We start from the raw sequence: 24,388 nt of genomic DNA on the forward strand, positions 1-24,388 counted from the left end.
CACCGGGCTCATCCGGCACCGGCTGGTCCCGCACCGGGCTGATCCGGCACCGGGCTGGTCGGGGCCGGGCTTGGACGACCGCCTGTCCCAGCGTCGGCCTCAGCGATCGGCGGCCTGATCAGGCCTCGGCCCTCAGCCGACGGCGCAAGCCGGGGAGCCGACCCGGTCAGTCGCCGATCCCGATCAGGCACCGCGCCGGTCAGTCGCCGCGTCGGTCAGGCACCGCGTCGGTCAGGCACCGCGTGGACCGAGCGCCCAGCCTTCAGCCCTCGCCACGACCGCGCCTCGGCCCACAGTCCACGGCGCAAGCCGGACGCCGACCCGGTCAGGCGCCGGTCCTAGTCGGGCGCCGGTCCCGATCAGTCGCCGCGCCGGTCAGGCGCCATGTTGATCGAGCGCCCAGCCTTCAGCCCTCGCTACGACCGAGCCTTCAGCCCTCGCCACGATCGAGCCTCGGCCCTCAGCCGACGGCGCAAGCCGGGGAGCCGACCCGGTCAGGCGCCGGTCACGGTCAGGCGCCCATCCCGGCCAGGCACCGGCCCCGATCAGTGACCGCGTCAGTCAGGCACCGCGTCGATCGAGCCCCCAGCCCTCACCCCTCCCCCCGACCGAGCCTCGGCCCCGTCAGTCCTCCTCGCGCTCCCTCCGGCCCACCGCGTCGTGCCACCGTGGGTCGGTCTCCCACTGGAGGTTGCGTTCGCGGGCCGTTTCCATCGCGTGTTCGGCCTCCTCGCGGGTGGCGTATGGGCCGAAGCGGTCCTTGGCCGGGCACTCCGGGCCCTCCTCGACCTTCTTGTGCTCCAGGCAGTAGTACCACTCGCCCGGCTTTCCGACCGTGCGCTTCTTGAACAGGGCCATGACCGGCTCCTTTCGCCAGGGGACATGGTCTCGTATGCCCGCTGGTTAGACTCGCTGGCATGTCTGGCCAGTCGCTGCTCGTACCAGGGGAGCTGTCTCCCACCCGTTCCGTGCCCGGAAACATCCGCCGGCCCGAGTACGTCGGCAAGCCCGCGCCGACGCCCTACACCGGCCCCGAGGTGCAGACCCCGGAGATCGTCGAGGCGATGCGGATCGCGGGGCGGATCGCCGCGCAGGCGCTGGCCGAGGCGGCGAAGGCGATCGCGCCGGGCGTGACGACGGACGAGCTGGACCGGGTCGCGCACGAGTTCCTGTGCGACCACGGCGCCTACCCTTCCACGCTCGGTTACCGGAGCTTCCCGAAGTCCCTGTGCACCTCGGTCAACGAGGTCATCTGCCACGGCATCCCCGACTCGACGGTCCTGCGCGACGGCGACATCGTCAACCTGGACGTGACCGCGTACATCGGCGGGGTGCACGGCGACAACAACGCCACCTACCTGGTCGGGGACGTCGACGAGGAGAGCCGCCTGCTCGTCGAGCGCACCCGGGAGTCGCTGAACCGCGCGATCAAGGCGGTCAAGCCGGGCCGCCAGATCAATGTCATCGGGCGGGTCATCGAGTCGTACGCCAAGCGGTTCGGGTACGGCGTCGTGCGGGACTTCACCGGACACGGCATCAACTCGTCGTTCCACTCCGGGCTGATCATCCCGCACTACGACGCCCCGCACGCGACCACCGTGATGCAGCCCGGCATGACCTTCACCATCGAGCCGATGCTGACGCTGGGGACGCACGAGTACGACATGTGGGACGACGGCTGGACGGTCGTCACCAAGGACCGCAGGCGGACGGCGCAGTTCGAGCACACGCTGGTCGTGACGGACACCGGCGCGGAGATCCTCACGCTGCCGTGAACCCTGGTCGCCGAAGGCCCGCTCTCTCCGGAGGGCGGGCTTTTTTCGTGCCGCGAGGGGGTACCTCTTTACCGACAGACCGTCGGCAAACCTATTGACTTAGGTAAGCCTAACCATAGAGGATCGACTCATGGACTCCCTCTCCGCTCTCATCCGCGCGGCCTCCCACGAGCAGCACGAGGAGGTCAGGACCTCGACGTTCATGAGCGACCTGCTGGGGCGCAGGCTGGGTGTGGACGCGTACGCGCGCTACACGGAGCAGCTGTGGTTTGTGTACGAGGCACTGGAGACCGGCGACGCCGAGCGCCTGGCCCTGGACCCGGTGGCGGGGCCCTTCATGCGTCCGGAACTGTTCCGCCTGCCCGCCCTCGAACAGGACCTCGCGTATCTGCGCGGCCCCGCCTGGCGGTCGACCCTCACTGCACTGCCCGCCACACGGGAATACGCGGAGCGGATCACCCACTGCGCCCGCACCTGGCCGGCCGGTTACGTCGCCCACCACTACACCCGCTACCTCGGTGACCTCTCCGGCGGGCAGATCATCCGCGACACGGCCGAGAAGGCGTGGGGATTCCCCAAGAAGGGCGACGGGGTCCGCTTCTACGTCTTCGAGCAGATCCCCAATCCGGCGGCCTTCAAGCGGGATTACCGGGTGCTGCTGGACGAGGTACGGGCGGACGAGCTGGAGAAGCAGCGGATCGTGGCCGAGTGCAGACGGGCGTTCGCGCTGAACTCGGACATACTCCTGGCACTCGGCGAGGAGTTCCCCCTGTCGGCGTGAGCGCGCACGCTCCCCCGCGGTCAGTGCTCCAACACGACCCGGCCGCCGATCTCCACCCACCCGTGCGGCTGCGGAGCGGTCAGGATTTGCGAACCGGCGCCCTGCGCGATGTTCAGGGCCCGGTTCAGCTGGGCCGTGAGCAGCAGGGCGGCGGCGCCGGTCGCCTCGTCCTCGTCGATGCCGTCGCCCCGGCCGGGGAAGCCACGGGCCCGCACCCGCCCCGCCGCCTCGTCCTCCCACGCCCAGGCGTAGACCCACTCCCCCGGCGGCGGCACGGGCAGCTCGTCCACCTCGGCGGCGCTCGCGTACTGGCGCAGGGTGCGCGGCTCCGGCCACTCCGGCCGCGCCTCGATCCAGCTGAACTCCCCGTCCTGCCTGGCCCCCACCACCCCGGCGGGCGTGACCAGTTCGGGCACATCGAGCAGCCAGGCCGCACCGACGCAGGGATGCCCGGCGAACGGCAGACGCGCGCTCGGCGTGTAGATGTCGATGACTCCGCGCTCGGGGTCGTCCACGAACACGGTCTCGCTGAAGCCGAGTTTCGCCGCGAACTCCTGCCGTTCGCTGCGCCCGGGCATGACCGAACCGTCGCGGACGACGCCCAGTTCGTTCCCGTATCCGCCGTTCGCCGCGCAGAAGACGCGCAGCACGTCGTAGTCAGTCACCCGGGCATTGAAGCATCACGCAGCGGATGACCCGACGTCAGCTAGCCAGAAAGGCAAGGCTAACCTAAGCTGCACGCGGGATTCCGGAAGGTCCGGGGCGCGCGGAGGGGAACAGGACTGTGCGACGTATCCGCCGTGGCCCCGCCTGGCTGCTGACCATCGGTCTGGTCGCCGCCCTCCTCGTCCTCGTCCCGCTCGCCGCCGGTATCGGCGCCTACCCCATCCCCGTCGGCGACGTGCTCTCCTCCGTGCAGCACAAGGCCGGGCTGGGCGGCACGGAGCTCGACCGGGTCGCCGAGTCGGTGCTGTGGAACGTCCGTTTTCCCCGGATCGTCCTCGCCCTGCTCGTCGGTGCCTCGCTGGGCTGTGCGGGTGCGCTGATGCAGGGCGTGTTCGGCAACCCGCTCGCCGAACCGGGCACCATCGGCGTCTCGTTGGGCGCGGCCGTCGGCGCGGTCGCCGCGATCGCGCTCGGGCTGAACTTCCTCGGCAACTGGACGCTCCCGGCGATGGCGTTCGTCGCCGGTCTCTGCACCGTCCTGCTGGTGTACGCGATGTCCCGCGCGGGCGGCCGTACGGAGGTCGTGACGCTGATCCTCACCGGGATCGCGGTGAACGCGTTCTGCGGGGCGCTCGTCGGGCTGTTCATCTTCCTCGCCGACACCGCCGCCGTGAACCAGATCACCTTCTGGCAGCTCGGCTCCCTCTCGCAGGCCACCTGGCCCAAGGTGCTGGCCGTGCTGCCGTGCGCGGCGGCCGGGCTGCTGCTGGCGCCGCTGTACTCGCGCCGCCTCGACCTGCTCGCCCTCGGCGACCGGCCCGCCCGGCATCTGGGCGTGGACGTGGAGCGGCTGCGGATCGTGCTGATCCTGGTCGTCGCGCTGCTGACGGCGGCCGCGGTGAGCGTCTCCGGCGTCATCGGCTTCGTCGGTCTCGTCGTACCGCATCTGCTGCGCATGGCCGCCGGACCCGGGCACCGCTTCCTCATTCCGGGCAGCGCGCTCGGCGGTGCGGTGGTGCTGCTCGGCGCCGACCTCGCGGCGCGGACGCTCGCCGCGCCCGCCGAACTGCCGCTCGGTGTCCTGACCGCCCTGGTGGGCAGCCCGTTCTTCTTCTGGCTGCTGCGCCGCACCCGACGCAAGCAAGGAGGCTGGGCGTGATCCGCCTGCGCACCCGCGCCGTTCCCCCGCCGCCCGTCACGCCGGGCGAGGTGCTCGCCGAGACCGAGGGGCTGCGCGTCCGCCTCGGCGCGCGCGAAGTGCTCGCCGGTGTCGATGTCACCGTCCGCGCGGGCGAGGTGCTGGCGCTGGTCGGCCCCAACGGGGCAGGTAAGTCCACCCTGTTGAGCGCCCTCGCCGCCGATCTGACGGCCGCCGAGGGTGTCGTACGCATTCACGGCCGCCCGGCGGCCCAGTGGTCGGCGCCCGAACTCGCCCTGCGCCGGGCCGTGTTGCCGCAGTCGGCCGCGCTGTCGTTCCCGTTCACCGTCGAGGAGGTGGTACGGATGGGGCGGGCGCCCTGGGCCGGGACGCCGCTCGCGGACCAGGACGACATGGCGGTGGCGGCGGCCATGGCGGCGACCGAGGTGCCCGCCTTCGCCGTACGGCCGTTCTCCGCGCTCAGCGGCGGCGAACGCGCCCGCGTCGCGCTCGCCCGGGTCCTCGCCCAGCGCGCCCCGCTGCTGCTGCTCGACGAACCGACCGCCGCTCTCGACCTCAAGCACCAGGAGCTGGTGCTGCGGCTGTGCCGGGAGCGGGCGCGCGCCGGGGACGCCGTGGTGGTCGTGCTGCACGACCTGGGGCTCGCCGCCGCCTACGCGCACCGCGTCGCCGTACTGCACGCGGGCCGGATCGCGGCCGACGGTCCGCCGGCGGAGGTGTTCGACGAGCGGCTCCTGTCCGAGGTCTACGACCAGCCCGTCGAGGTGCTGCCCCATCCCCGTACCGGAGCGGTTCTGGTGGCTCCCCGGCGGGACCTGTGAAGTCCAGGTCACGGTGTGGCCGCTGTACCCGATCCGGCCGTCCGTGCCCCGGGGTGCCCCGGTAGGGTTCGCCTCCGGGAAGGGGAAGGTGAAAGGACCCGATGAGCAGGGATCGCGGCCCTCGAAGGCTTCGCAGGCTGGACCGGAGTGTGCTCATGGCCGCTTCGGTGACCGCTTTGTCGTTGACGGCGAGCGGGTGCGTGGTGGTGCACGGGGAGCGGGAGGTGCTGCCGGGGGCGACCGCGGACGAAGCGGCCAAGGCGCTTCAGGACTTCACGAGCGCGTACAACGAGGCGGACAAGTCGTACGACAGTGCACTCGACGCCGACCATGTCACCGGACCCCTGGCCGCCATCGACGAGGCGCGGCTGAAGGCGGGCAACGTCAACAACCCGGGCGGCAACCCGAACCACTCGCCGCTGGAGTTCAGCGACGTCGAGTACACCATCCCGAAGAAGGCGGGCTGGCCGCGCTGGTTCCTCGCGAACGCGAAGGCCAACCGGGGCGGTGACGCGCGCTGGCTGCTGGTGTTCACCCGGGACGGGCTGGCCGACCAGTGGGAGGCGTCGTATCTGACCCTCGTGGCGCCCGACAAGGTGCCGGAGTTCAAGAAGGACAAGGACGGCTGGGCGGAGGCCCTCCCCGTCGACTCCGCCGAATTCACCATGAACCCGGCCGAGTTGGGCAAGAACTACGTCACCTACCTGCAGAAGGGCGGGGACGGCTTCGCGGACGGCGCGCACACCAGCCTCTGGCGCCAGGAGCGGGAGAAGGACAAGGAGCGGCCGGGTCTGGTCACCCAGTACATCGACGAGCCGCTCACCGACGGCGACTACGCGCCGGTCGCGCTGCGCACCGCGGACGGCGGGGCGCTGGTGTTCTTCACCACGCACCACTACGAGAAGCAGACCGCAGCGGCGGGCACCTCGGTGCCGGCGCCGGGCGCGGACGTGGAGGCGCTGACGACCGGTGAGATCAAGCAGTCGCTGACGATGGAGTTCGTCTCCAACCAGGTGGCACTGGACCCCAAGAAGGGATCCGGTGCTCAGGAAGTAACCGTGCTGGGGCGGATTCAGGGGCTGACGTCGGCGAAGGGCGAGTAGGGTCCCCTCACGTGACGTTCAGTGGCGCAGGGGCCAGGCCGTGCTCGCGTGGTCGGGCTGGGCGCCCGCGTGCCGGGCGCAGGCGTCGGTGAGAACTTCCAGCAAAGTCAGCGGGTCGGGCAGCGGATGTTCGGGGCCGCGTACCCAGTGCACGGTCTGGTCGTCGCCGGGGAGCCGGGCCGGGGGGACCAGGACGTAGGAGCCGCGGCAGTGCCAGCGCAGGCCCGGATGCTCGTCCATCGTCTCGGGGTGGCAGTCCAGTTCGCACGGCCACCACTCGTCCTCTTCCTCGGGGGTGCCGCGGGTGAGGGTGAAGAACAGCATGCGGCCGTCGTCGCTGGCGGCGACCGGGCCGACCTCGACGCCGGAGGCGAGCAGCCGGTCCAGGGCCTCCCGGCCGGCGTCCAGCGGTACGTCGAGGACGTCGTGCACCATGCCGGTGGCGGTGATGAAGTTGGCCTGCGGCTGGTGGCGGGCCCAGCGCTCGATCTGCGCGCGGTCGGTGGTGGACTGGGTCTGCCAGGCGAACGACACCGGGTGCCGGGCGGGGGTGGGACAGCCGACGCGGTCGCAGGAACAGCGGTAGCCGGGTGCCGGGTGCGCGGCGGGCGCCAGGGGCAGTCCCGCGGCGGCGGTGGCCAGCAGCAGGTCCTCCCGGCCGCCGTCGTCGGCGGCCTCCTTCGGGCGGCGTCCGCGCAGCCACTGGGAGAGTTTGCCCTGCCGGCCGGAGCGGCCGCCGAACTCCGCGCTCATCTATCCCCTCGCCTCGCCTGTTGAACGGTCAGCATGACCTATCGTCCCACCATCCTGCGCCTCGAAGGGCCGTACTCCCCAACCGGGGCAGGGGGTACGAGACATACTCCACACGGAGATCACGGACAGCCACCGCGAGTCACATGCGGTCAGCGGGGTGCGAGGCCGTGCAGCGCGTAGTCGACGAGGGTGTCGGTGTACTCGTAGGAGATGGGTGCCGTGTGCTGCAACCAGCGCTGGGCCAGCGGGGAGACGAAGAGTTCCAGGGCGATGCGCGGGTCGATGTCGGGGCGGATCTGGCCCGCGTCCTGGGCTGAACGCAGGCGCTGGACGTAGAGCTGGAGCTGGGGTTCGAGGAGTTTGGTGACGAACTCGCGTCCGAGCTGCTCGTTGACGACACCCTCGGCGGCCAAGGCGCGGGACGGGGCCTCGAACTTGGGATCGAGGAGTTCGTCGACGGTGGCGCGCAGGACGTACTTGAGGTCGGCGGCGAGGTCGCCGGTGTCCGGGATGGCGTACTCGGCGCCGGGTGGGGCGCCTTGCTCGGCCGCCTGTTCGGCAGCTTGTTGGCCGAGGTCGAGGAAGGCCTCCAGGAGTACGTCCGCCTTCGACGACCACCATCGATAGATCGTCTGCTTGCCCACGCCGGCGCGGGCGGCGATGCCCTCGATGGTGGTCTTCGCATAGCCGACCTCTCCGACGAGTGTGAGGGCGGCGTCGTAGATCGCGCGACGGGACTTCTCGCTGCGGCGGGTGGAGTCGGGGGTGGGCTTCTTGACCATGCGACGAATTTATCAGGTTGACAAGACGGTGCGTCTCGCCGCACCCTGATGGAGGTGCTGGCGAGACGATACGTCTCGTACGACCGATGGAACTGTCGATGATCACCAAGGAGACACACCATGACCCGAGGCGGAGCCGGAAACATGCTCGGAGTGGGCGGCACGCGTCAGAACCTCGGCCGCAATGCGCTGCGCGGCGGCGGCCGTGGCGGACGCGTCGGCGGCCCGGACGCCCAGGCCCAGAAGCGGGAGCTGCTGCGCAAGTTGCAGGAGAAGAACGCGGAACGGCGGGAACAGGCGGAGGAAAGGCGGTAACGGCGGTGGCCGCGGTCAGGTGCGGCCCCTGTCCCCCTTCGACGGTGTCACGGGGGCCAGGCGTCGCCCCAGTCGGCGTCGCGTGCGGCCTTGTAGAGGTCGCCGTGGCGTTTGGTCACGGTCGTGCGGCGCAGGAGGGGTTCGGTTTCGCAGAGGTCGAGGAGGACCTGGCCCTTGCGGATCTGGGGTTTGCGTACGACGCGGGAGGGGGCCGGGGTGGGGCGGAAGCGGGTCGCGGCGACGTAGCTGAACTTCTCGTCCTCGTAGGCGAGGGAGCCGCCCTTGACCTGGCGGTGCAGGGAGGAACGGCTGACCCGCGCCGAGAAGTGGCACCAGTCCGTGCCGGGGGCGATGGGGCAGGCGGCGCTGTGCGGGCAGGGGGCGGCGATGTGGAAACCGGCGCCGATGAGGCGGTCGCGGGCCTCGATGACGCGGGCGTAGCCGTCCGGGGTGCCGGGTTCGATGATCACGACGGCCTGGGCGGCGTCGGCGGCGGCGTCGACGAGGGCGGTGCAGTCGGGGGCGGTGAGTTCGTTGAGGACGTAGGAGACGGTGACGAGATCGGTGCTCTCGATGGTGAGCGCCGCTCCGATACGGGAGCGCTGCCACCGGGTGTCCCGCAATGCCGGGTTGGCCGCGGCGATCTCCCGGCCCAGCGCGAGCGCGGGCTCGGCCCAGTCGAGCACGGTGACCGGGCGGACCCCGTCCCAGGTGGCGGAGACGGCCCAGGTGGCGGCGCCCGTGCCACCCCCGACGTCGACGTGCTCGCCGGGCACCCATCCGGGAACGGCGTCCGCGAACGCGCCCAGCGCTGCCGAGACCGCCTCGAAGGTGGCGGGCATCCGGTACGCGGCGTACGCGACCACGTCCGCCCGGTCCCGCAGAATCGGCGCGTCGGTCGGAGTGGCCCCCCGGTAACTCGCGATCAGCCGCTCCACGGCCTGCGCGGCCTGCCTGGGCGGCAGCCCGTCGAGGAGACCGGCGAGGGCGGTGCGGAGGGTTTCGGCGGGGGGCAGGGGGGCGTGCACCGTGCGATTCTCTCAGGTCGCGGACAGGGCCATCCCTCAGGTCGCGGACAGGGTCATCTCTCAGGTAGCCGACGCGGTCACACCCCCCGCACCGCCCACGCCACCCGCGACCCCGCCCGCGCCCTCGGCCTGCTGTCCGGGGTCCGGCGTCGCGGATGGACCGTGTTCGCCAGTAGCACCACGAACGTGTCCGTCGCCCGGTCCACGACCAGGGACGTTCCCGTGAAGCCCGTATGGCCCGCCGCTCCCCGACCCGCCAGCGCGCCCATGAACCAGCGCTGGTCCAACGCGAAGCCCAGCCCCGGTGGCGTCAGCATCAGGTCCACGAAGTCCGGGCCCAGGATGCGCGCCGGGCCGTACGAACCCCCAGCCAGCAGCGCGCGGCAGAACACCGCCAGGTCCCGGGCCGTCGAGAACAGGCCCGCGTGACCGGCCACCCCGCCCAGCGCCCACGCGTTCTCGTCGTGGACCACGCCCCGCAGCATTCCCCGGTCCGCCTTCGCCCACGGGCGGCGCTGGTCCTCCGTCGCCGCCGCGTCGGGGCACGGGCCGAAGCGGGTCGACGTCATGCCCAGGGGCCGGGTGATGCCGTCGTGGATCAGGACGTCCAAGGGGCGGCCCGTGATGCGTTCCAGGACGTACTGGAGGAGGAGCAGGTTGAGGTCGGAGTAGCGGTAGGTGCCCGGCGGGCCGGTCGGGGCCTCCGCGCGGAGCAGGGCCAGGCGGTCCGCGTCCGTCGCGCAGTCGTACAGCGGCAGATCGGGGCGCAGGCCCGAGGTGTGGGTGAGGAGGCCCCGGACCGTGATGCCATGGCGGGCGGCGGCCCGGAAGTCGGGGAGGTACGCGCCGACCTGCCCGTCGATGCCCAGCGTGCCGCGTTCGATCTGCTGCATGGCGGCGACGGCCGTGAAGAGTTTGGTGAGCGAGGCCAGGTCGAAGGGGGTGTCGACGGTCATCGGCACGCGTTGGGACTCCGGCAGCTCCACGCCCGCGTCCGCCTCCGCGTCGTACGCCGCGTACCGCACCGCGTACCCGGCCGCCTCGTGCACCGCGAGCACCGGCCCCCGCCCGGCGGCCACGACGGCGCCCGGTGCCCACGGGCGGTCCCCGGTCGTCAGCTGCCGTACCTCGCGGACCAGGTGGCGGAGTTCGCCGGGGTCGAGGCCGGCACGCTCCGGGGTGCCGGTGCGCAGTCTCGGTGCGCTCAGCTCTCCGCTCCCTCCGCACGGGTGTTCCAGGGACGGCACATTCCCACGAAGCAGGCGGTCGCCACCAGCGCGGCGGCCAGTTGGACGACGGCCATCGGGACGGCGGTGTGCTCACCGGCGATCCCGACGAGCGGGGAGGCGATCGCGCCGACGAGGAAGGAGGACGTACCGAGCAGGGCGGACGCGGACCCGGCCGCGTGCCGCACCCGCATGAGGGCCAGCGCCTGGGTGTTGGGCAGGGTGATGCCCATCGCGCTCATCAGCACGAACAGCGCGGCGGCCACCGGAGCGAGCCCGACCTCGCCGAACACGCCCAGCGACATCAGCAGCAGCGCGGTCGCGGCCAGCACGACGATGCCCAGGCCGACGGCCAGCACCAGGTCCAGGCGGACCCGCCCGACCAGCACCTTGCCGTTGATCTGCCCGGCGGCGACGAGGCCGATCGAGTTCAGCCCGAACAGCAGGCTGAACGTCTGCGGGGAGGCGCCGTAGATCTCCTGGACGACGAACGGCGACGCCGAGATGTACGCGAACAGCGCGGCGAAGGCGAAGCCGCCCGCGAGCATGTAGCCGGTGAAGGGCAGGTCGGCGAGCAGGCGGCGCATCGAGCCGAGTGCCTCGCCGACGCCGCCGCTGTGCCGCTCCTTCGTGGGGAGGGTCTCCGGGAGGCGGAACCACACGACCCCCGCGAGCAGCACGCCGAGCACGGTGAGCAGCACGAACACGCCCCGCCAGTCCGTCACCCGCAGGATCTGCCCGCCGATCAGCGGCGCCACGATCGGCGCGACGCCGGAGATCAGCATCAGGGTGGAGAAGAAGCGGGCCATCGCCATGCCGTCGTACAGGTCGCGGACGACCGCCCGGGCGATCACGATCCCGGCCGCGCCCGCGAGCCCCTGCACCAGCCGGAACGCGACCAGCGTCTCGACGGTGGGCGCCAGCGCGCACAGCGCGGTGGCGACGACGTACACGGCGAGCCCGGCGAGCAGCGGGCGGCGGCGGCCCCAGCGGTCGCTCATCGGGCCGACCACCAGCTGGCCGAACGCCATACCGGCCAGGCAGGCGGTGAGCGTGAGCTGCACGGTCGCCGCAGGGGCGTGCAGCGATCGGGTGACCTCCGGCAGCGCCGGGAGGTACATGTCCATGGCCAGTGGCGGGGTCGCGGTCAGTCCGCCGAGGACGAGCGTGACGAGCAGGCCGGCGCGGCGCTGCGCACGAACGGGCGGCCGCGTGTCCGCCGCGGCCGCCGGTGACAGATCCGGTATCGGTGCCCCTTCGGGCATGTGCCCCTCCCTCTGCGAGCAGTGCGGTCCCTATGCTCTCAGTTCGAACACGGTGCCTGATGACATCGAACGAGAACGCACGAGATCGAACGAGAACGAGGGCGGGGCGGCATGGGCGCGGACAGCGTGCGGTGGGGGATCCTGGCGACGGGCGGGATCGCGGCGGCGTTCACGGCGGATCTGGTGGATCTGCCGGACGCCGAGGTGGTGGCGGTGGCCTCGCGATCTGCGGACTCGGCGAAGGCGTTCGCGGAGAGGTTCGGGATTCCCCGGGCGTACGGCGACTGGGACGGGCTCGCGCGGGACGAGGACGTGGATGTGGTGTACGTCGCCACTCCGCACTCGGCGCACCGGGCGGCCGCCGGTCTGTGTCTGACGGCGGGGCGGAACGTGCTGCTGGAGAAGCCGTTCACGCTGAACGTGCGCGAGGCCGAGGAGCTGGTCGCGCTGGCGCGCGAGCGGGGGCGCTTCCTGATGGAGGCGATGTGGATGTACTGCAGCCCGCTGATGCGGCGGCTGAAGGCGCTGGTGGACGACGGGGCGGTCGGTGAAGTGCGCAGCGTCCAGGCGGACTTCGGGCTGTCGGGACCGTTCCCGCCCTCGCACCGGCTGCGGGATCCGCAGCAGGGCGGGGGTGCGCTGCTGGATCTCGGTGTGTATCCGGTGTCGTTCGCGCAGCTGCTGCTCGGGGAGCCGTCGGACATCGCGGCCAGAGCGGTGCTCTCCGACGAGGGCGTCGACCTCCAGACGGGAGCGCTGCTCTCCTGGGAGAGCGGCGCCCTCGCTTCGGTGCACTGCTCCATCGTGGGCGGTACGCCCGTGGCGGCCTCCGTCACCGGCAGCCACGGCCGGATCGACATCCCGTCCGGTTTCTTCCACCCCGACCGTTTCGTCCTGCACCGCGACGGCCGCGACCCCGAGGAGTTCGTCCACGACCCGGCCGCCGGCGCCGCGCACAACAGCCTCAAGCACGAGGCCCGCGAGGTGATGCGGGCCCTGCGCGCCGGCGAGACCGAGTCCCCGCTGGTCCCCCTCGACGGCACTCTCGCCGTGATGCGGACGCTCGACGCGATCCGGGACCGCATCGGCGTCCGCTACCCGGGCGAGGCCCCCGAGGCGGACCCCACGGCGGAACTCACACCTGCCTGAGCCCCTGCTCCCCCACCTCGGTCACGAAGGACGCGGCCGTCGTGACCGGCGCCCCGGGCGTGGTCACGTACGGCACCGTCTTGAAGTCGGCCCGGGCCTGCTCCCGGCCCAGCGCGACCGTCACATAGCCCCGCCGCCCGTTGTAGAACTTCATGTGCGGATTGGCGGTCATGTACGTGTCCCAGTTGGCGGGCCTGTCCGAGCCGTCCCGGCCGCTGGCGATCGACGTGGCGACGATCTCGGTGCCCAGCGTCCGTGACGCCGGGTCGTCGAAGTCGTCCTTGATGTCGAAGGCGTAGCCGACGTGCACATCACCGGTGAGCACCATCAGGTTCTCGATGCCGGCCGCCTTCGCGCCGTCCAGCACCCGGCGGCGCGAGGGCCGGTAGCCGTCCCAGGCGTCCATCGACACCCGTGACGGCTCGGTCAGGTCGAACTCGCGCTGCGAGAACACGACCTGCTGCGGTACGACGTTCCACAGCGCCTTGGACCGCTGCCACCCGTCGAGCAGCCAGCGCTCCTGCGTCTCGCCGGTCATGGTGCGCGTCGGGTCGTCGACCTCGGGGCCGGGCACGTCGGCGCCGTCGCCGTAGGCCTGGTTGGAGCGGTACTGCCGGGTGTCGAGCACGTCGAACTGGGCGAGCCGGCCCCAGTGCAGCCGCCGGTAGAGCTGCATGTCCGGGCCCTCGGGCCGTTGCGGGCGGCGCAGCGGCTGGTTCTCCCAGTAGGCGCGGTAGGCGGAGGCGCGGCGCAGCAGGAACTCCTCCGGCGGGACGGAGTTCTCGGGGATGTCGTCCGCGTAGTTGTTCTCGGTCTCGTGGTCGTCCCAGGTGACGACGAAGGGGTGCGCGGCGTGGGCGGCGCGCAGGTCGGGGTCGGACTTGTAGAGGGCGTACCGCAGCCGGTAGTCCTCCAGCGTCACGGTCTCGCGGTTGAACAGGTCGGGCAGGGTCCGGTCGGTGTACTTGCGCTGGCCGCCGACCGAGTTGACGGCGTACTCGTACAGGTAGTCGCCGAGGTGGAAGACCACGTCGACGTCGTCCTGGGCGAGATGGCCGTACGCCGTGAAGTAGCCGTCGTGGTACGCCTGGCAGGAGACGGCGGCGAGGGTGAGCGCGGAGGCCCGGTCGAAGGGGGCGGGCGCGGTGCGGGTGCGGCCGGCCGGGCTGACCCAGCGGCCGGCGCGGAAGCGGTAGTAGTAGACGCGGCCGGGCTCCAGGTGGCCCACCTCGACGTGCACGGTGTGGTGGAACTCGGGGTGCGCGGTGGCGGTGCCGCGTCGGACGGTACGGCGGAAGTTCTCGTCGCGGGCCAGCTCCCAGTGCACGGTGACGCGCTCAGCCGGCAGGCCGCTGTCCGGCTGGTAGGGGGCGGGGGCGAGGCGGGTCCACAGCAGGACCGAGGTGGGCTGCGGGTCGCCGGAGGCGACGCCGAGGGTGAAGGGGTCGTCGGTGATGCGCGCGGCGTCGAGTTCGGCGGCACCGGCGACGCCGGCGGTGGGCAGGTTGACCGCGAAGGCGAGGGCGGCAGCCGCGCCGGTGGCGGTGAGGAAGCGGCGGCGGCCGATGTGCCGGGCGGCGGCGCGTAGTTCGGGGGCGTGCTGGGGCTGGGGGCGTGCTGCGAGTGTCATCCGGTTCTCCCCTGGCTGATGGATGCACGAGGCATTGGAGTGGCCGGGGACGACATGCGCTTGGCGCGTACACAACACCCGAATGGCGGACTCATGAGTTCCGGATGGCGGGCCCTCCCGTACGCTGCGGCCCCATGAACGACAGGCAAACGGACACGAGGATCGCCGTGGTGACCGGCGCGGGCTCCGGCATCGGCCGCGCGGTCGCCGTGGAACTGCTGCGCGCGGGCTGGTCGGTGGCGCTGGCCGGGCGCCGCGTGGAGACCCTGGAGGAGACGGGGGCGCTGGTGCCCGAGGGCGTCTGGATCCCCGTACGCACGGACGTGTCACAACCGCAGGACGTGAGCGCGCTGTTCGCGGCGACCGTCGAGCGGTTCGGGCGGGTCGACCTGCTGTTCAACAACGCGGGGACGTTCGGGCCGGGCGGGGTGCCGGTCGAGGAGCTGGCGTACGAGGCCTGGCGGCACGTGGTGGACACCAACCTCAACGGGGCGTTCCTGTGCGCTCAGGCGGCGTACCGGCAGATGAAGGAGCAGGACCCGCAGGGCGGCCGGATCATCAACAACGGCTCGATCTCCGCACACACGCCCCGCCCGCACTCCGTCGCCTACACCGCCACCAAGCACGCGCTGACCGGCCTGACCAAGTCGCTGTCGCTGGACGGGCGGCCGTACCGGATCGCGGTCGGGCAGATCGACATCGGCAACGCGGCGACCGACATGACCGCGCGGATGCAGACGGGCGCCCTGCAGGCCGACGGCTCGGTGGCGCCGGAGCCGGTGATGGATGTCGCCGACGTGGCGCGCACGGTGCGGCACATGGCGGAGCTGCCGCTGGAGGCGAACGTGCAGTTCGCGACGGTGCTGGCGACGACGATGCCGTACATCGGGCGCGGCTGAAAGGTCAACCTGCACAAGCGGAATACGAACTTCCGCCCCATCACCGCCGGTCGGGAGCTTATGCTCGATCCTCCTTCACAGGAACTCCACACCTGGGCTTCACACTTGGAGTGTCGAGCTCCCCGCCCGCCACATCCCAGGGGGAGGGCGGCAGCCGTTCCACGGCGACCGGAGGGGGGACCTCGCGCGGGACCGCGAGGTACGAACCGGTCGGTCGTGGAACGGCTGCCGCGTTCACGTCGCCCGCACGGCCGCCGCTCACCGCCCCAGGATGTCTGCGATCTCGGCCAACTGCTCTGCGGTGAGCGGTCCCTTGGCGAGTGCTCCCGCGTTCTCCTCGGCCTGGGCGACGGTGCGGAAGCCGGGGATCGGGACCGTGTGCGGGCTGCGTGCCCAGATCCAGGCGAGGGCGCCCTGCGCGAGCGTACGGCCGTCGCTGGTCAGGATCTCCCGCAGCGCGTCGACCCGCCGCGTCCACTCCGGGTCGGCGCCCGCGCCCGGGGCGAATCCCGGCAGCCAGGCGGGCGGCGTGCTGCGGATGTCGCCCGCGTCGAGGGGCTGCCCGGCGGCCCGCTTGCCGGTCAGCAGGCCCATCGCCAGCGGGCTGCGGTTGATGCTGGCGAGCCCCGACTCCGCGCACAGCGCGAGCATCTCGGGCGCGTCCTGGAGGACGTTGAGGCGGTGCTGTACGGCGGCACAGTGCGCGCCTTCGGCGAAGACGGCGGCGCGGGCGGGGTCGTCGGTGCTCCAGGCGTACGCCCGGATCAGTCCTTCCCGCACGAACTCCTCGCAGATCTCGCGGAGTTCGGCCGCCCGGTCCGGGTCGGCGTCGGACAGGTGCAGCTGATACAGGTCGATGTGGTCGGTGTCGAGGCGGCGCAGGGAGGCGGTCAGCGCGCGCCGGGCGTACGCCGGGGAGTCGTCGCCGCCGGTGAGGGTGCGGGTGTCCTCGTCGAAGAGGTTGCCCCACTTGGTGGCGACGACGACATCGGCGCGGCGCTTGCCGAGGGCGCGGCCGAGGACGCGTTCGCTGTGGCCCGCGCCGTAGGTGTCGGCGGTGTCGAAGAAGGTGACGCCGAGGTCGAGGGCGCGCCGGATCGCCCGTACGGACTCCTCGTCGTCGACCTTGCCCCAGCCCAGCGGCTGTCCCTCGGCGTCGCTCCACTCACCGCCGATGGCCCAGCAGCCGAAGCCGAGAGCACTGATGCCGATGCCGCTGCGCCCGAGTGTTCTGGTGGTCTCCATGTCCGGTGAGGCTAGGAGTTGGAGCGCACTTCAGCACAAGCGCAAGCACAAGCCGCACGGCGCGATTCACGGGGTCCTGCTCACGCCTGCCCGGTCTCGAAACGGGTGATCCTGCCGTCGTCGCCGACGGTGAAGGTCCACCGGGTGCGCATCTCGCCCCAGGTGTCGTTGCGGTAGCGGGCGATGAGGGAGCGGCCGCCGTTGGACTCGTTGTCGACCTTCATGTGGCCGTTGGAGGAGAAGATCTCCCGGTCGATCCAGTCCGCGAGGTCACGGTCCGTGCCGTCGTCGGCCATGGTGGCGCCGGGTGCGAGGAGGGTCATGAAGCCCTCCCGGTCGTGGGAGTTGACAGCGGTGACGAAGGCGCGGACCGCCGGGTCACTCAGCTTGGCCGTCTGAATCGTCATGCCAGTCACCCTCACATCGCGCCCGGCACCCCGCCACCCGAACGGCTGCCCGGGAGGGCCGGGTGGGTGGCGGGCTGCGACGGTGGATTGGAGTCCACTTCCGCACCGTTCCACACCGTTCCGCACCTCTGCATCGTTCTGCATCGTTCTGCATCGGGAGACATCGTGACGTGTTACGACCGACGTGATCTGGGTCTGCTGCTGCTCCGGCTGGGTACCGGCGGGGTGCTGGCCGCGCACGGCGCGCAGAAGCTGTTCGGCTGGTTCGGCGGGGCCGGGATCGAGGGGACCGGGCAGTTCATGGAGTCCGTCGGGTACCGACCGGGCAAGGTGAGCGCCACGGCGTCGGGGCTGGCGGAGTGGGGCGGCGGGACCCTGCTGGCGCTCGGTCTGGCCACCCCGGCGGCGGGTGCGGCGGCGGCCGGCGGGATGGCGGGCGCGGCCACGGTGCACGCCCCGAGCGGCTTCTTCGCCCAGGAGGGCGGCTACGAGTACGCCGCCACCCTGGGCCTCGCCGCGACCGGCATCGCCGTCGCCGGGCCCGGCCGCCTCTCCCTCGACCACGTGCTCGGGCACCGCCTGGACCGCGGCTGGATGGTGCCGGTGGCCCTCGGGGTGGCGGCGGCCGGTACGGCGGTGGTCGTGGGGATGCGGAACAGGCGGATGCGGCAGGAGGCGGAGACGGGTGGGCGGGATGCGCAACTGGCCGGGCAGGAGGCGCTGTTCGAGGAGTAGCGGGTCCTCCTGGCTGTCAGCGGTCCGCGATCCCCCGCGTCAGTCCGCAATCCCCTCCCCCGTCAGTCCACGATCCCCGCGTCATGAGCCAGCAGCCCCGCCTGCGTGCGGTTGACGCAGCCCAGCTTGTCCAGCGTGCGGGAGACATAGCCCTTGATCGTGGCCTCCGACAGATAAAGGCGGGCCGCGATCTGGGCGTTGGACAGGCCCTCGCCCAGGCCCGCCAGGACCTGCCGATCCACTCCGGTCCGCTGAACGCCATCGCCGACGTGCTGCCGGTGAAGCCGTTCAACGACGCCCTGCTCGCGGCGTTCACCACGGCCGACGCGGGCCTGCCCTGGCGGGACCACCTGGTGCTGCTGCTGTGGGGGTGCGGCCGGGGCGGCGGTGGCGGTGCGGCGGTTCAGGTGGGACCCGCGGCCGGAGTGACCTGACACCGCGCCAGGCCAGCGGTGGCGGGCCCGGTAGGGGCGGGGCAGGCTGGAGGAGAGGCATGAGCGGCGCGGCGGGCCTGCTGTACGCCGGGTCCCGCGCCCGGAGGAGGCGGGTTGGACATGACGGAGACGACCGGTGCGACGACCGTACGCGCCACCGAAACCGGCGCGGCCGCGCGCAGAGGCGAGGGCGGGCCCGGAGGCCGCGGCAGGACCACCATCGCGGACGACGTCGTGGCGAAGATCGCCGGGATGGCCGCGCGTGAGGTGCCGGGCATCCATGCCCTGGGCGGTGGCCTCGCCCGCACCATGGGCGCGATGCGCGAAAGGGTTCCCGGCCGGCGGGCCGGCGTCACCACCGGCGTCAAGGTCGAGGTCGGTGAACGGCAGAGCGCCGTCGATCTCGATGTCGTCGTGGAGTACGGGGTGGCCATCCCCGACCTCGCCGCCGAGGTACGCGAGAACGTCATCGCGGCGGTGGAGCGGATGACCGGCCTTGAGGTCGTCGAGGTCAACATCGCGGTCGACGACGTCCACCTCCCCGAGGAAGAGGAGGAGGGGGAGGAGACGGTGGAGGGGCGGGTCCGGTAGCCGCCCACGCTTGGCCATATGCCCCATTTGGGGGTATATGACATACGAAGGTGTAGTGCGACAGACGGTGCTGGAGAGGAGAGTGACCATGGTGCTGATGCGTACTGACCCCTTCCGTGAACTGGACCGGCTCGCCCAGCAGATGTTCGGCACAATGGCCCGGCCTGCCGCGATGCCGATCGACGCGTACGAGAACGAGGGCGCGTTCTGGATCCACTTCGACCTGCCGGGCATCGACCCCGACAGCATCGACGTGAACGTCGAGCAGAACGTGCTGACGGTGCGGGCGGAACGCACCGCCCCGAAGGATGTGGAGATGGTGGTCGCCGAGCGGCCCAGCGGCGTCTTCAGCCGCCAGCTGTTCCTCGGCGACACGCTGGACACCGACAGGATCGAGGCCGGCTACGACGCGGGTGTGCTGACGGTGAAGGTGCCGATGGTCGAGAAGGCCCAGGCCCGCAAGATCGAGATCGCCCGTGGTGAGCAGAAGGAGATCGCTGGCTGACCGCTGTGGAGGGAGAGGCCCGGAGCTGGGCCTCTCCCTTCGGCGACGTGGGGCGACATGGCGCGGCTGAGATACGGGTCGCGTTGTCCGCGGTGGAGCGGGCCGGCGTGCCGCGGAGGCGGCGTCCGAGAGGAGGTGATCCGGATGGCAGAGCCCGCGCGCGACCACTACGCGGTTCTCGGCGTGGAGCCGACCGCCTCGGCCCGGCAGATCACCTCCGCCTTCCGCAGGCTCGTCCGCGCGCTCCACCCCGACACCAACCCGGACCGGACCACGGCGGACGACCGGCTCACCGAGGTCATGGACGCCTACGGCACCCTCCACGACCCGGCCCTCAGGGCGGCGTACGACGCACATCGCACCCGCCGCACGCCGCAGAAACCGCCAGGCCGCCCCATCCCCGTCCGGGTCACGAGAACGACGGCGCCCCGGACATCCGACGTCTGGGACCTGCTGTGGCAGTGGACGAATCGGTGGTGAGTCGTGGTGAGTCGTGGTGAGTCGTGGTGAAGGGGAAGGGAGGAAAACAATGATCACTGAACTGGCCGTCGAGCGGGTGGAGTTCACCTGTGGCCACTGCTGGTTCACCTGGAGCGTCGACTACGGCGTGCAGTACCACCGGGACGACAACGGGGCGGAGTGGGAGTACTTCACGCGCGACGGCGAAGCCGTGACCTCCCCCTACGACCCGCAGGGCGCCCCGCCGTGCCCGTACTGCGGCCGCCACTGGGTGGGCCGCCTGGCCGCGCGTCGGCCGATTCCGGTCACGGTCTCAAACAGTTGACGAACAGCCGACCCGACCGGCCGACGCCGTCATCCGGCGTCGGCCGTCCCGGCGCCCGGGCCGTCGTCCAGCACGAAGACCTTGGTCCAGGTGGCACCGCACCGGCAGTACGACTCCTCGGTCAGCGCCCCGTCCTCGGTCACACCGAGACCGCGCCGCAGCCGGACATGAACGTGCTCGCTCATCGCGGGAACCATCCCCTCTCATATGAGGTCAAGTGCCTCATGGAAGCGGGACGGGAGCAGGGGAACCACCCGCATTCGCATATCGGACGGCCCCATCACGCATGGTCCCCGATCCACCGCGCACAGCCACCGCCCGCGCGTCGACGCGGCCGATTCACGATCCGGGCCGCTGGGTACCCGGCACGTCCATGCAACCGAGGACGGTACCGCCATGACCGAGTACGAACGTTCCCGCACGATGCCCGCCCAGCCCGAGCAGGTCTTCGACGAGGTCGCGAATGTCGGCCGGCTGGAGACCTGGCTGCCGGAGGCGCTGCATGTGGAGTCCGTGGATCTTCCCGCGGTCACCGTGCATGAGGACCGTACGGACGAGGACACCGCCGCCTTGCTGCGCGCCCAGCGCGACCAGATGCGGCTCGAATGGGGCACCCGGGAACAGGGCAGCTACGCCGGCTGGCTCCAGGTCGCCGGGATCGGCGCCGGAGCCAGTGAGGTGACGGTCCACCTGTCGTTCTTCGACGACAGCCACGACCCGGGTGAGGAGGCCGTGCGCGACGCCCTGGACTCCAGCCTGCGGCGCCTGGAGGAGCAGGTGCGGCTGCGGGTCGAGCACGCGGCGGGCTGACCGGCGGCCACGAAGCGCCATGGCACGCGCCAAGTCGTACGCCGTCGCCGCGTCCGGGCAGTGGACCGACGAGGAGGGGGGCCGCCGCCGACTGCCCGCGGGCGAGGTGCACGCCTGGGAGCCGGGCCTGAACCAGACCGTCTGCGGGCTGTCCCTGAGCCGCTCCCACCTGGTCCGCTTCCCGCACATCAACTGGCCGGACACCTTCCCGGAATCCGGCGGCGCCGCCGACGAGGTACGGCGACAGTGCCCACGCTGCGCCTCGGTCGCCGGGCGGCGCGGCGGTGAGGCACGCCCGGGGTGGCGCCGTATCAACCCTCGCCCTTGAGGCGGGGTGGCGCCGTATCGGCCCGCGCAGGCGAGCTGCGAGCGCCCTGCATCAACCCCCGCCCGGTGAACCACGGTGGCGCCGTATCAGCCCCGCCCGAGGGCCACGGCGCGCGTTTCAGCCCCCCCGCCCGAGAGCCACGGCGCCGTTATCAGCCCCCGCACGTGAGCTGCGAGCATCAGCCCCCGCCCGACAGCCGCGGTGGCGCCGTATCAGCCCCCCCGAAAGCCGCAGTCGCGCCCACATCAGCCCCCTGCCCCACAGCCGCAGCGCGCCCGCATCAGCCAGCCCCCGCCCGTGAGCTCGGCCTTCACGCACCCCCCGCATACCCGTCCCGAAGCAAGCGCAGCACCGCCCGTTCGGCGGGACCCTGGGTCGCGGGGATGCCGTAGGCGCCCTCGTCGCCGAGGTGTGGCAGTGCGGCGGCGACCGTCGTGCCTTCCTCGTACAGCTCGATCACCCGCGGGTTGAGGTAGGACGCCCGGCAGACCGCGGCGGTGTTGCCGAGATACCCGGCGACCTCGCGCACCGCCCGGGCCACAGCCCGGCGCCGGGCGGTCCGGCTGCGTGCGACGGGCTGGGAGACGGCCAGTGCAACGGCGGCCATGACCGTGGCGTGCCAGGTACGGAAGTCCTTTGCGGTGATGTCCAGACCGGCCAGTTCCCTCAGGTACGCGTTGACGTCGTCGCCGTTCACGTCGTGCCAGGCGCGCCGCTCCCAGTAGGCCAGGAGCCGCTCCCCGCCACCCCGGCGCCGCAGCAGTGCGGTCAGGCTGCGGCAGGCGGCCGGGTCGGCGACGGTCTGGACGATCTCCCTGCCGTGCTTACCGGTGTAGGTGAACAGGACCGCACCGGCCCGGCAGCGGGAATGGTCGCGTTGCAGCGTCGTGAGCCCGAAACTGTTGTTCAGCTCGGTGTAGCGATCACTGCCGATACGGAAGAAGCCCAGGTCGAGCAGGCGTACGGCGGTGGCGAGCACCCGCTGCCGGGTCAGCCCGCGGTCCCGCAGATGCTCCTCGACGGCCTCCCGTACCGCGGGCAGGGCCTCGGCGGCGTCGAGCACATGCTCGTGCTTGGCCTGCTCCTGCTCGGCCCGGAACTGCGGGTGGTACAGGTACTGGCGGCGTCCGGCGTCGTCGGTGCCGACGGCCTGCAGATGGCCGTTGGCCCGGGTGCAGATCCACACGTCCCGCCAGGCCGGCGGGATGACCAGCCCCCGGATCCGCTCCCGCTCCGCCGGATCGCGCAGCGGCTCGCCCCGGGCGTCGAGGTAACGGAAGCCGCGTCCATGGCGCAGGCGGCGGTACCCGGAGTCGGTGGGACTGCTGTGGTGGAGACGCACCACGACCTCCTTCGTCGGCCGTAGCGCCCGATGTCGCGGTGTTGCCCGGTGTTGCCCGGTCTTGCTGTCCGCCGCGTACCCGGCGGACAGCCGTCCACACCGGGAGACGGCCGTGGCGACGGGGGTAGTCGGACCTCATGACGAGTGACCCTGGCGTTCCGGACCGTCTGCGCCGCACCGCCGCCGACGTGTTCGGCTGGCAGCAGCTGCGGCCGGGACAGCTGACCGCGATGGAAGCGGTCATGGCGGGCCGCGACACGCTGGTGGTCATGCCGACCGGCGCGGGAAAGTCGGCGGTGTACCAGGTGGCGGGGCTGTCGCTGCCCGGACCGACCGTCGTGGTCTCCCCGCTCATCGCCCTGCAACGGGACCAGATCGCCGGCCTGCTGAGCCGCCACGCCCCCGACGCCGTCGCGGTCAACTCCGCACAGTCTGCCGGGAAGATGGCGGCTGCCTGGGACGCGGTGCGGCACGGCGACGCCGCGTATCTGTTCCTCTCCCCCGAGCAGCTGACGAAGGACGAGGTGGTCGAGCGCCTCGCCCGCGCCGGGCCCTCGCTGTTCGTCGTGGACGAGGCGCAGTGCGTGGCCGCCTGGGGCCACGACTTCCGCCCCGACTACCTGCGCCTGGCCCAGGCGGTCCAGCGAGTGGGCAGGCCCACGGTCCTGGCGCTGACGGCCACAGCCGCTCCCCCGGTGCGCGAGGAGATCGTACGGCGGCTGGACATGGCGGACCCCGCACTGGTCGTGGCCGGTTTCGACCGCCCGAACATCGCGTTGGAGGTACGCCGCTTCCAGGACGACACGGACAAGCGCCGGGCGGTGGTGGAGCGAGCGGCGACGGAGCCCAAGCCGGGCATCGTCTACGCCGCCACCCGCAGGGACGCCGAGGAGTACGCGGCCGAGCTGGCCGGGCTGGGCCTGTCGGCGGCGGCCTATCACGCGGGACTGGCCGCGGGTGAGCGCTCCCGGGTGCACGACGCCTTCCTGTCCGGCGCGGCCGACGTGGTGGTCGCCACCTCGGCCTTCGGCATGGGCATCGACAAGGAGGACGTACGGTTCGTGCTGCACGCGTCCGTGCCCGGCTCCCTCGACGCCTACTACCAGGAGATCGGCCGTGCGGGCCGCGACGGCGCCCCCGCGGTGGCGGTCCTCCACTACCGGCCGGAGGACAGCGGCCTGCAGCGTCTCTTCGCCATGCGCGCACCCGACGGGGAGACCCTCGGCGAGGTCGCGCAACAGATCCACGACCACACCGGCCCCATGGCCCTGGACGACGTCCGTGAGCACACGAACCTCTCCCATCGGCGTGTGACGGCCGCGGCCAACCTCCTGGAGCAGGCGGGAGCGGTGCGCACCGACGCCGCCGGGGACGTGCGCGCCGTCCCCGGCGTGACGGCCGAGGAGGCCACCGCGCAGGCGACGGAGGCGGCGGACGTCCGCAGGAGGCTGGAGCGATCGAGGCTGGAGATGGTGCTGGCGTACGCCGAGACGACGGGCTGCCGCCGCCGCTTCCTGCTCGGCTACTTCGGTGAGCCGTACGAGGCCCCCTGCGGCAACTGCGACGTCTGCTCCCCCACTTCGGCGGACGGCACGGTCGTCGAGGGAGCGGGCGACACGGGCGACACCCCGCCGCCCCATCCGTCCGCCGCCTCCTACCCCGCGGGCACGCCGGTACGGCACAGCGAGTGGGGCGACGGCACGGTGATGAGCGAGGAGGGCGACCGGATCACCGTCCTGTTCGACGCGATGGGGTACCGGACTCTGTCCCTGGCGGCGATCGCCGACAACGGGGTGCTGACCGTGCGCGCGGGGAGCGCCGACCGGTCGGCTGATCCTCATCACCTGTGACGCCC

The 24,388-nt window shown here is 72.0% G+C and carries 29 protein-coding genes and 2 pseudogenes; 18 read left to right on the plus strand and 13 right to left on the minus strand.

The genetic code is table 11. The annotated features are described in order from the left end of the window. Positions 1-624 precede the first annotated feature (624 nt). Positions 625-858, minus strand: a complete 234-nt coding sequence (locus SSP24_RS34030) for a hypothetical protein (RefSeq protein ID WP_141313835.1) — start codon at positions 856-858, stop codon at positions 625-627. Positions 859-917: 59 nt separating this feature from the next. Here SSP24_RS34030 and map point away from each other — a divergent pair, with 59 nt between their 5' ends. Next, entirely contained in the window at positions 918-1,775 is an 858-nt protein-coding gene (map, locus tag SSP24_RS34035; protein WP_141313836.1) for a type I methionyl aminopeptidase, read from the plus strand. Positions 1,776-1,905: 130 nt separating this feature from the next. Beyond that, positions 1,906-2,556 (plus strand): biliverdin-producing heme oxygenase, encoded by a 651-nt coding sequence (locus SSP24_RS34040; protein ID WP_141313837.1) that lies wholly within the window; start codon positions 1,906-1,908, stop codon positions 2,554-2,556. Positions 2,557-2,576: 20 nt separating this feature from the next. Here SSP24_RS34040 and SSP24_RS34045 read toward each other — a convergent pair whose 3' ends face one another. Further along, complete coding sequence (locus tag SSP24_RS34045; RefSeq protein WP_141313838.1) at positions 2,577-3,221, minus strand: PhzF family phenazine biosynthesis protein; 645 nt, start codon at positions 3,219-3,221, stop codon at positions 2,577-2,579. A 119-nt stretch (positions 3,222-3,340) separates the two neighbouring features. Here SSP24_RS34045 and SSP24_RS34050 point away from each other — a divergent pair, with 119 nt between their 5' ends. From SSP24_RS34050 to SSP24_RS34060, 4 genes and pseudogenes are all read left to right on the plus strand, one after another. Continuing rightward, complete coding sequence (locus tag SSP24_RS34050) at positions 3,341-4,381, plus strand: FecCD family ABC transporter permease (RefSeq protein WP_229865164.1); 1,041 nt, start codon at positions 3,341-3,343, stop codon at positions 4,379-4,381. Beyond that, positions 4,378-5,202, plus strand: a complete 825-nt coding sequence (locus SSP24_RS34055) for a heme ABC transporter ATP-binding protein (RefSeq protein ID WP_167529784.1) — start codon at positions 4,378-4,380, stop codon at positions 5,200-5,202. The genes SSP24_RS34050 and SSP24_RS34055 overlap by 4 nt, the downstream gene beginning before the upstream one ends. Before the next feature lies 1 nt (position 5,203). Beyond that, positions 5,204-5,341, plus strand: a pseudogene (locus tag SSP24_RS44490) (iron transporter); the annotation flags it as partial. Then, entirely contained in the window at positions 5,304-6,305 is a 1,002-nt protein-coding gene (locus SSP24_RS34060) for an SCO2278 family lipoprotein (protein WP_141313840.1), read from the plus strand. The pseudogene SSP24_RS44490 and the gene SSP24_RS34060, both read left to right, overlap by 38 nt. Positions 6,306-6,323: 18 nt before the next feature. Here SSP24_RS34060 and SSP24_RS34065 read toward each other — a convergent pair whose 3' ends face one another. Both SSP24_RS34065 and SSP24_RS34070 read right to left on the minus strand, forming a co-directional pair. Then, the gene (locus tag SSP24_RS34065; RefSeq protein WP_141313841.1) at positions 6,324-7,058 is read right to left on the minus strand and encodes a bifunctional DNA primase/polymerase; all 735 of its coding nucleotides are present in this window, start codon (positions 7,056-7,058) and stop codon (positions 6,324-6,326) included. Positions 7,059-7,207: 149 nt separating this feature from the next. Next, positions 7,208-7,840, minus strand: coding sequence for a TetR/AcrR family transcriptional regulator (locus SSP24_RS34070; RefSeq protein WP_141313842.1), 633 nt, complete (start codon positions 7,838-7,840; stop codon positions 7,208-7,210). 120 nt (positions 7,841-7,960) lie between these two features. On the opposite strand from SSP24_RS34070, the gene SSP24_RS34075 reads away from it, so the two are divergent. Next, positions 7,961-8,155 carry a DUF6243 family protein gene (locus tag SSP24_RS34075; protein ID WP_141313843.1) on the plus strand — a complete coding sequence of 65 codons (195 nt, stop codon included), beginning with the start codon at positions 7,961-7,963 and terminating at the stop codon, positions 8,153-8,155. Positions 8,156-8,202: 47 nt separating this feature from the next. Here SSP24_RS34075 and SSP24_RS34080 read toward each other — a convergent pair whose 3' ends face one another. The 3 genes from SSP24_RS34080 to SSP24_RS34090 all read right to left on the minus strand — a co-directional run bounded on the left by SSP24_RS34080 (position 8,203) and on the right by SSP24_RS34090 (position 11,674). Continuing rightward, complete coding sequence (locus SSP24_RS34080; RefSeq protein ID WP_141313844.1) at positions 8,203-9,183, minus strand: small ribosomal subunit Rsm22 family protein; 981 nt, start codon at positions 9,181-9,183, stop codon at positions 8,203-8,205. Positions 9,184-9,260: 77 nt separating this feature from the next. Next, a complete protein-coding gene (locus tag SSP24_RS34085; protein WP_141313845.1) occupies positions 9,261-10,430 on the minus strand; it encodes a serine hydrolase domain-containing protein in 1,170 nt (389 codons plus the stop codon). After that, positions 10,388-11,674, minus strand: a complete 1,287-nt coding sequence (locus SSP24_RS34090; protein ID WP_141313846.1) for a multidrug effflux MFS transporter — start codon at positions 11,672-11,674, stop codon at positions 10,388-10,390. The genes SSP24_RS34085 and SSP24_RS34090 overlap by 43 nt, the downstream gene beginning before the upstream one ends. Before the next feature lie 111 nt (positions 11,675-11,785). Here SSP24_RS34090 and SSP24_RS34095 point away from each other — a divergent pair, with 111 nt between their 5' ends. Continuing rightward, entirely contained in the window at positions 11,786-12,823 is a 1,038-nt protein-coding gene (locus SSP24_RS34095; RefSeq protein ID WP_141313847.1) for a Gfo/Idh/MocA family protein, read from the plus strand. Here SSP24_RS34095 and SSP24_RS34100 read toward each other — a convergent pair. After that, positions 12,810-14,453, minus strand: a complete 1,644-nt coding sequence (locus tag SSP24_RS34100; RefSeq protein WP_141313848.1) for an alkaline phosphatase D family protein — start codon at positions 14,451-14,453, stop codon at positions 12,810-12,812. The two genes, SSP24_RS34095 and SSP24_RS34100, sit on opposite strands and share 14 nt — an antisense overlap. A gap of 134 nt (positions 14,454-14,587) precedes the next feature. Here SSP24_RS34100 and SSP24_RS34105 point away from each other — a divergent pair, with 134 nt between their 5' ends. Further along, positions 14,588-15,352 carry an SDR family oxidoreductase gene (locus tag SSP24_RS34105; protein WP_141313849.1) on the plus strand — a complete coding sequence of 255 codons (765 nt, stop codon included), beginning with the start codon at positions 14,588-14,590 and terminating at the stop codon, positions 15,350-15,352. A 258-nt stretch (positions 15,353-15,610) separates the two neighbouring features. On the opposite strand, the gene SSP24_RS34110 is transcribed toward SSP24_RS34105, so the two are convergent. After that, positions 15,611-16,597, minus strand: coding sequence for an aldo/keto reductase (locus tag SSP24_RS34110; protein WP_141313850.1), 987 nt, complete (start codon positions 16,595-16,597; stop codon positions 15,611-15,613). A gap of 80 nt (positions 16,598-16,677) precedes the next feature. Further along, a complete protein-coding gene (locus SSP24_RS34115) occupies positions 16,678-17,004 on the minus strand; it encodes a nuclear transport factor 2 family protein (protein ID WP_141313851.1) in 327 nt (108 codons plus the stop codon). Between the two features lie 165 nt (positions 17,005-17,169). Between SSP24_RS34115 and SSP24_RS34120 the strand changes: the two genes are divergently transcribed. Further along, positions 17,170-17,739 carry a DoxX family protein gene (locus SSP24_RS34120; protein WP_141313852.1) on the plus strand — a complete coding sequence of 190 codons (570 nt, stop codon included), beginning with the start codon at positions 17,170-17,172 and terminating at the stop codon, positions 17,737-17,739. Positions 17,740-17,801: 62 nt separating this feature from the next. On the opposite strand, the pseudogene SSP24_RS34125 reads toward SSP24_RS34120, so the two are convergent. Beyond that, positions 17,802-17,975: pseudogene (locus SSP24_RS34125) on the minus strand (response regulator transcription factor); the annotation flags it as partial. Between the two features lie 33 nt (positions 17,976-18,008). Here SSP24_RS34125 and SSP24_RS34130 point away from each other — a divergent pair. From SSP24_RS34130 to SSP24_RS34150, 5 genes are all read left to right on the plus strand, one after another. After that, complete coding sequence (locus SSP24_RS34130) at positions 18,009-18,173, plus strand: hypothetical protein (RefSeq protein ID WP_308439633.1); 165 nt, start codon at positions 18,009-18,011, stop codon at positions 18,171-18,173. Positions 18,174-18,293: 120 nt separating this feature from the next. Next, positions 18,294-18,764: an Asp23/Gls24 family envelope stress response protein gene (locus SSP24_RS34135; protein WP_141313853.1), complete on the plus strand. Its 471-nt coding sequence runs from the start codon at positions 18,294-18,296 to the stop codon at positions 18,762-18,764. A gap of 88 nt (positions 18,765-18,852) precedes the next feature. After that, complete coding sequence (locus SSP24_RS34140; protein WP_174864771.1) at positions 18,853-19,269, plus strand: Hsp20/alpha crystallin family protein; 417 nt, start codon at positions 18,853-18,855, stop codon at positions 19,267-19,269. Positions 19,270-19,413: 144 nt separating this feature from the next. Continuing rightward, positions 19,414-19,749, plus strand: a complete 336-nt coding sequence (locus SSP24_RS34145; RefSeq protein ID WP_141313854.1) for a J domain-containing protein — start codon at positions 19,414-19,416, stop codon at positions 19,747-19,749. A 49-nt stretch (positions 19,750-19,798) separates the two neighbouring features. Next, positions 19,799-20,053, plus strand: coding sequence for a hypothetical protein (locus SSP24_RS34150; RefSeq protein ID WP_174864772.1), 255 nt, complete (start codon positions 19,799-19,801; stop codon positions 20,051-20,053). 29 nt (positions 20,054-20,082) lie between these two features. Here SSP24_RS34150 and SSP24_RS43145 read toward each other — a convergent pair whose 3' ends face one another. Then, on the minus strand, positions 20,083-20,238 hold the full coding sequence (locus tag SSP24_RS43145; protein ID WP_167529785.1) for a hypothetical protein: 156 nt from the start codon (positions 20,236-20,238) through the stop codon (positions 20,083-20,085). A gap of 211 nt (positions 20,239-20,449) precedes the next feature. Here SSP24_RS43145 and SSP24_RS34155 point away from each other — a divergent pair, with 211 nt between their 5' ends. Together SSP24_RS34155 and SSP24_RS34160 are read left to right on the plus strand one after the other, a co-directional pair. Next, on the plus strand, positions 20,450-20,863 hold the full coding sequence (locus tag SSP24_RS34155; protein WP_141313855.1) for an SRPBCC family protein: 414 nt from the start codon (positions 20,450-20,452) through the stop codon (positions 20,861-20,863). A gap of 19 nt (positions 20,864-20,882) precedes the next feature. After that, the gene (locus SSP24_RS34160; protein ID WP_141313856.1) at positions 20,883-21,191 is read left to right on the plus strand and encodes a hypothetical protein; all 309 of its coding nucleotides are present in this window, start codon (positions 20,883-20,885) and stop codon (positions 21,189-21,191) included. Positions 21,192-21,501: 310 nt separating this feature from the next. On the opposite strand, the gene SSP24_RS34165 is transcribed toward SSP24_RS34160, so the two are convergent. Then, positions 21,502-22,533: a DNA topoisomerase IB gene (locus SSP24_RS34165; RefSeq protein ID WP_141313857.1), complete on the minus strand. Its 1,032-nt coding sequence runs from the start codon at positions 22,531-22,533 to the stop codon at positions 21,502-21,504. 137 nt (positions 22,534-22,670) lie between these two features. Between SSP24_RS34165 and SSP24_RS34170 the strand changes: the two genes are divergently transcribed. Next, positions 22,671-24,383, plus strand: coding sequence for a RecQ family ATP-dependent DNA helicase (locus tag SSP24_RS34170; protein WP_141313858.1), 1,713 nt, complete (start codon positions 22,671-22,673; stop codon positions 24,381-24,383). The last annotated feature ends 5 nt before the right edge of the window (positions 24,384-24,388 follow it).

The sequence above is a fragment of the Streptomyces spinoverrucosus genome, assembly GCF_006539505.1.
GTDB lineage: Bacteria > Actinomycetota > Actinomycetes > Streptomycetales > Streptomycetaceae > Streptomyces > Streptomyces spinoverrucosus.

Excerpts from the sequence above, each read along its gene's own strand:
- SSP24_RS34075 (WP_141313843.1), top strand. The coding sequence starts at position 7,961 with ATGACCCGAGGCGGAGCCGGAAACATGCTCGGAGTGGGCGGCACGCGT.
- SSP24_RS34115 (WP_141313851.1), bottom strand. The coding sequence starts at position 17,004 with ATGACGATTCAGACGGCCAAGCTGAGTGACCCGGCGGTCCGCGCCTTC.
- SSP24_RS34095 (WP_141313847.1), top strand. The coding sequence starts at position 11,786 with ATGGGCGCGGACAGCGTGCGGTGGGGGATCCTGGCGACGGGCGGGATC.
- map (WP_141313836.1), top strand. The coding sequence starts at position 918 with ATGTCTGGCCAGTCGCTGCTCGTACCAGGGGAGCTGTCTCCCACCCGT.
- SSP24_RS34135 (WP_141313853.1), top strand. The coding sequence starts at position 18,294 with ATGACGGAGACGACCGGTGCGACGACCGTACGCGCCACCGAAACCGGC.
- SSP24_RS34090 (WP_141313846.1), bottom strand. The coding sequence starts at position 11,674 with ATGCCCGAAGGGGCACCGATACCGGATCTGTCACCGGCGGCCGCGGCG.
- SSP24_RS34150 (WP_174864772.1), top strand. The coding sequence starts at position 19,799 with ATGATCACTGAACTGGCCGTCGAGCGGGTGGAGTTCACCTGTGGCCAC.
- SSP24_RS34110 (WP_141313850.1), bottom strand. The coding sequence starts at position 16,597 with ATGGAGACCACCAGAACACTCGGGCGCAGCGGCATCGGCATCAGTGCT.
- SSP24_RS34145 (WP_141313854.1), top strand. The coding sequence starts at position 19,414 with ATGGCAGAGCCCGCGCGCGACCACTACGCGGTTCTCGGCGTGGAGCCG.
- SSP24_RS34100 (WP_141313848.1), bottom strand. The coding sequence starts at position 14,453 with ATGACACTCGCAGCACGCCCCCAGCCCCAGCACGCCCCCGAACTACGC.
- SSP24_RS34040 (WP_141313837.1), top strand. The coding sequence starts at position 1,906 with ATGGACTCCCTCTCCGCTCTCATCCGCGCGGCCTCCCACGAGCAGCAC.
- SSP24_RS34140 (WP_174864771.1), top strand. The coding sequence starts at position 18,853 with ATGGTGCTGATGCGTACTGACCCCTTCCGTGAACTGGACCGGCTCGCC.
- SSP24_RS34060 (WP_141313840.1), top strand. The coding sequence starts at position 5,304 with ATGAGCAGGGATCGCGGCCCTCGAAGGCTTCGCAGGCTGGACCGGAGT.
- SSP24_RS43145 (WP_167529785.1), bottom strand. The coding sequence starts at position 20,238 with ATGAGCGAGCACGTTCATGTCCGGCTGCGGCGCGGTCTCGGTGTGACC.
- SSP24_RS34030 (WP_141313835.1), bottom strand. The coding sequence starts at position 858 with ATGGCCCTGTTCAAGAAGCGCACGGTCGGAAAGCCGGGCGAGTGGTAC.
- SSP24_RS34070 (WP_141313842.1), bottom strand. The coding sequence starts at position 7,840 with ATGGTCAAGAAGCCCACCCCCGACTCCACCCGCCGCAGCGAGAAGTCC.
- SSP24_RS34065 (WP_141313841.1), bottom strand. The coding sequence starts at position 7,058 with ATGAGCGCGGAGTTCGGCGGCCGCTCCGGCCGGCAGGGCAAACTCTCC.
- SSP24_RS34105 (WP_141313849.1), top strand. The coding sequence starts at position 14,588 with ATGAACGACAGGCAAACGGACACGAGGATCGCCGTGGTGACCGGCGCG.
- SSP24_RS34170 (WP_141313858.1), top strand. The coding sequence starts at position 22,671 with ATGACGAGTGACCCTGGCGTTCCGGACCGTCTGCGCCGCACCGCCGCC.
- SSP24_RS34155 (WP_141313855.1), top strand. The coding sequence starts at position 20,450 with ATGACCGAGTACGAACGTTCCCGCACGATGCCCGCCCAGCCCGAGCAG.
- SSP24_RS34160 (WP_141313856.1), top strand. The coding sequence starts at position 20,883 with ATGGCACGCGCCAAGTCGTACGCCGTCGCCGCGTCCGGGCAGTGGACC.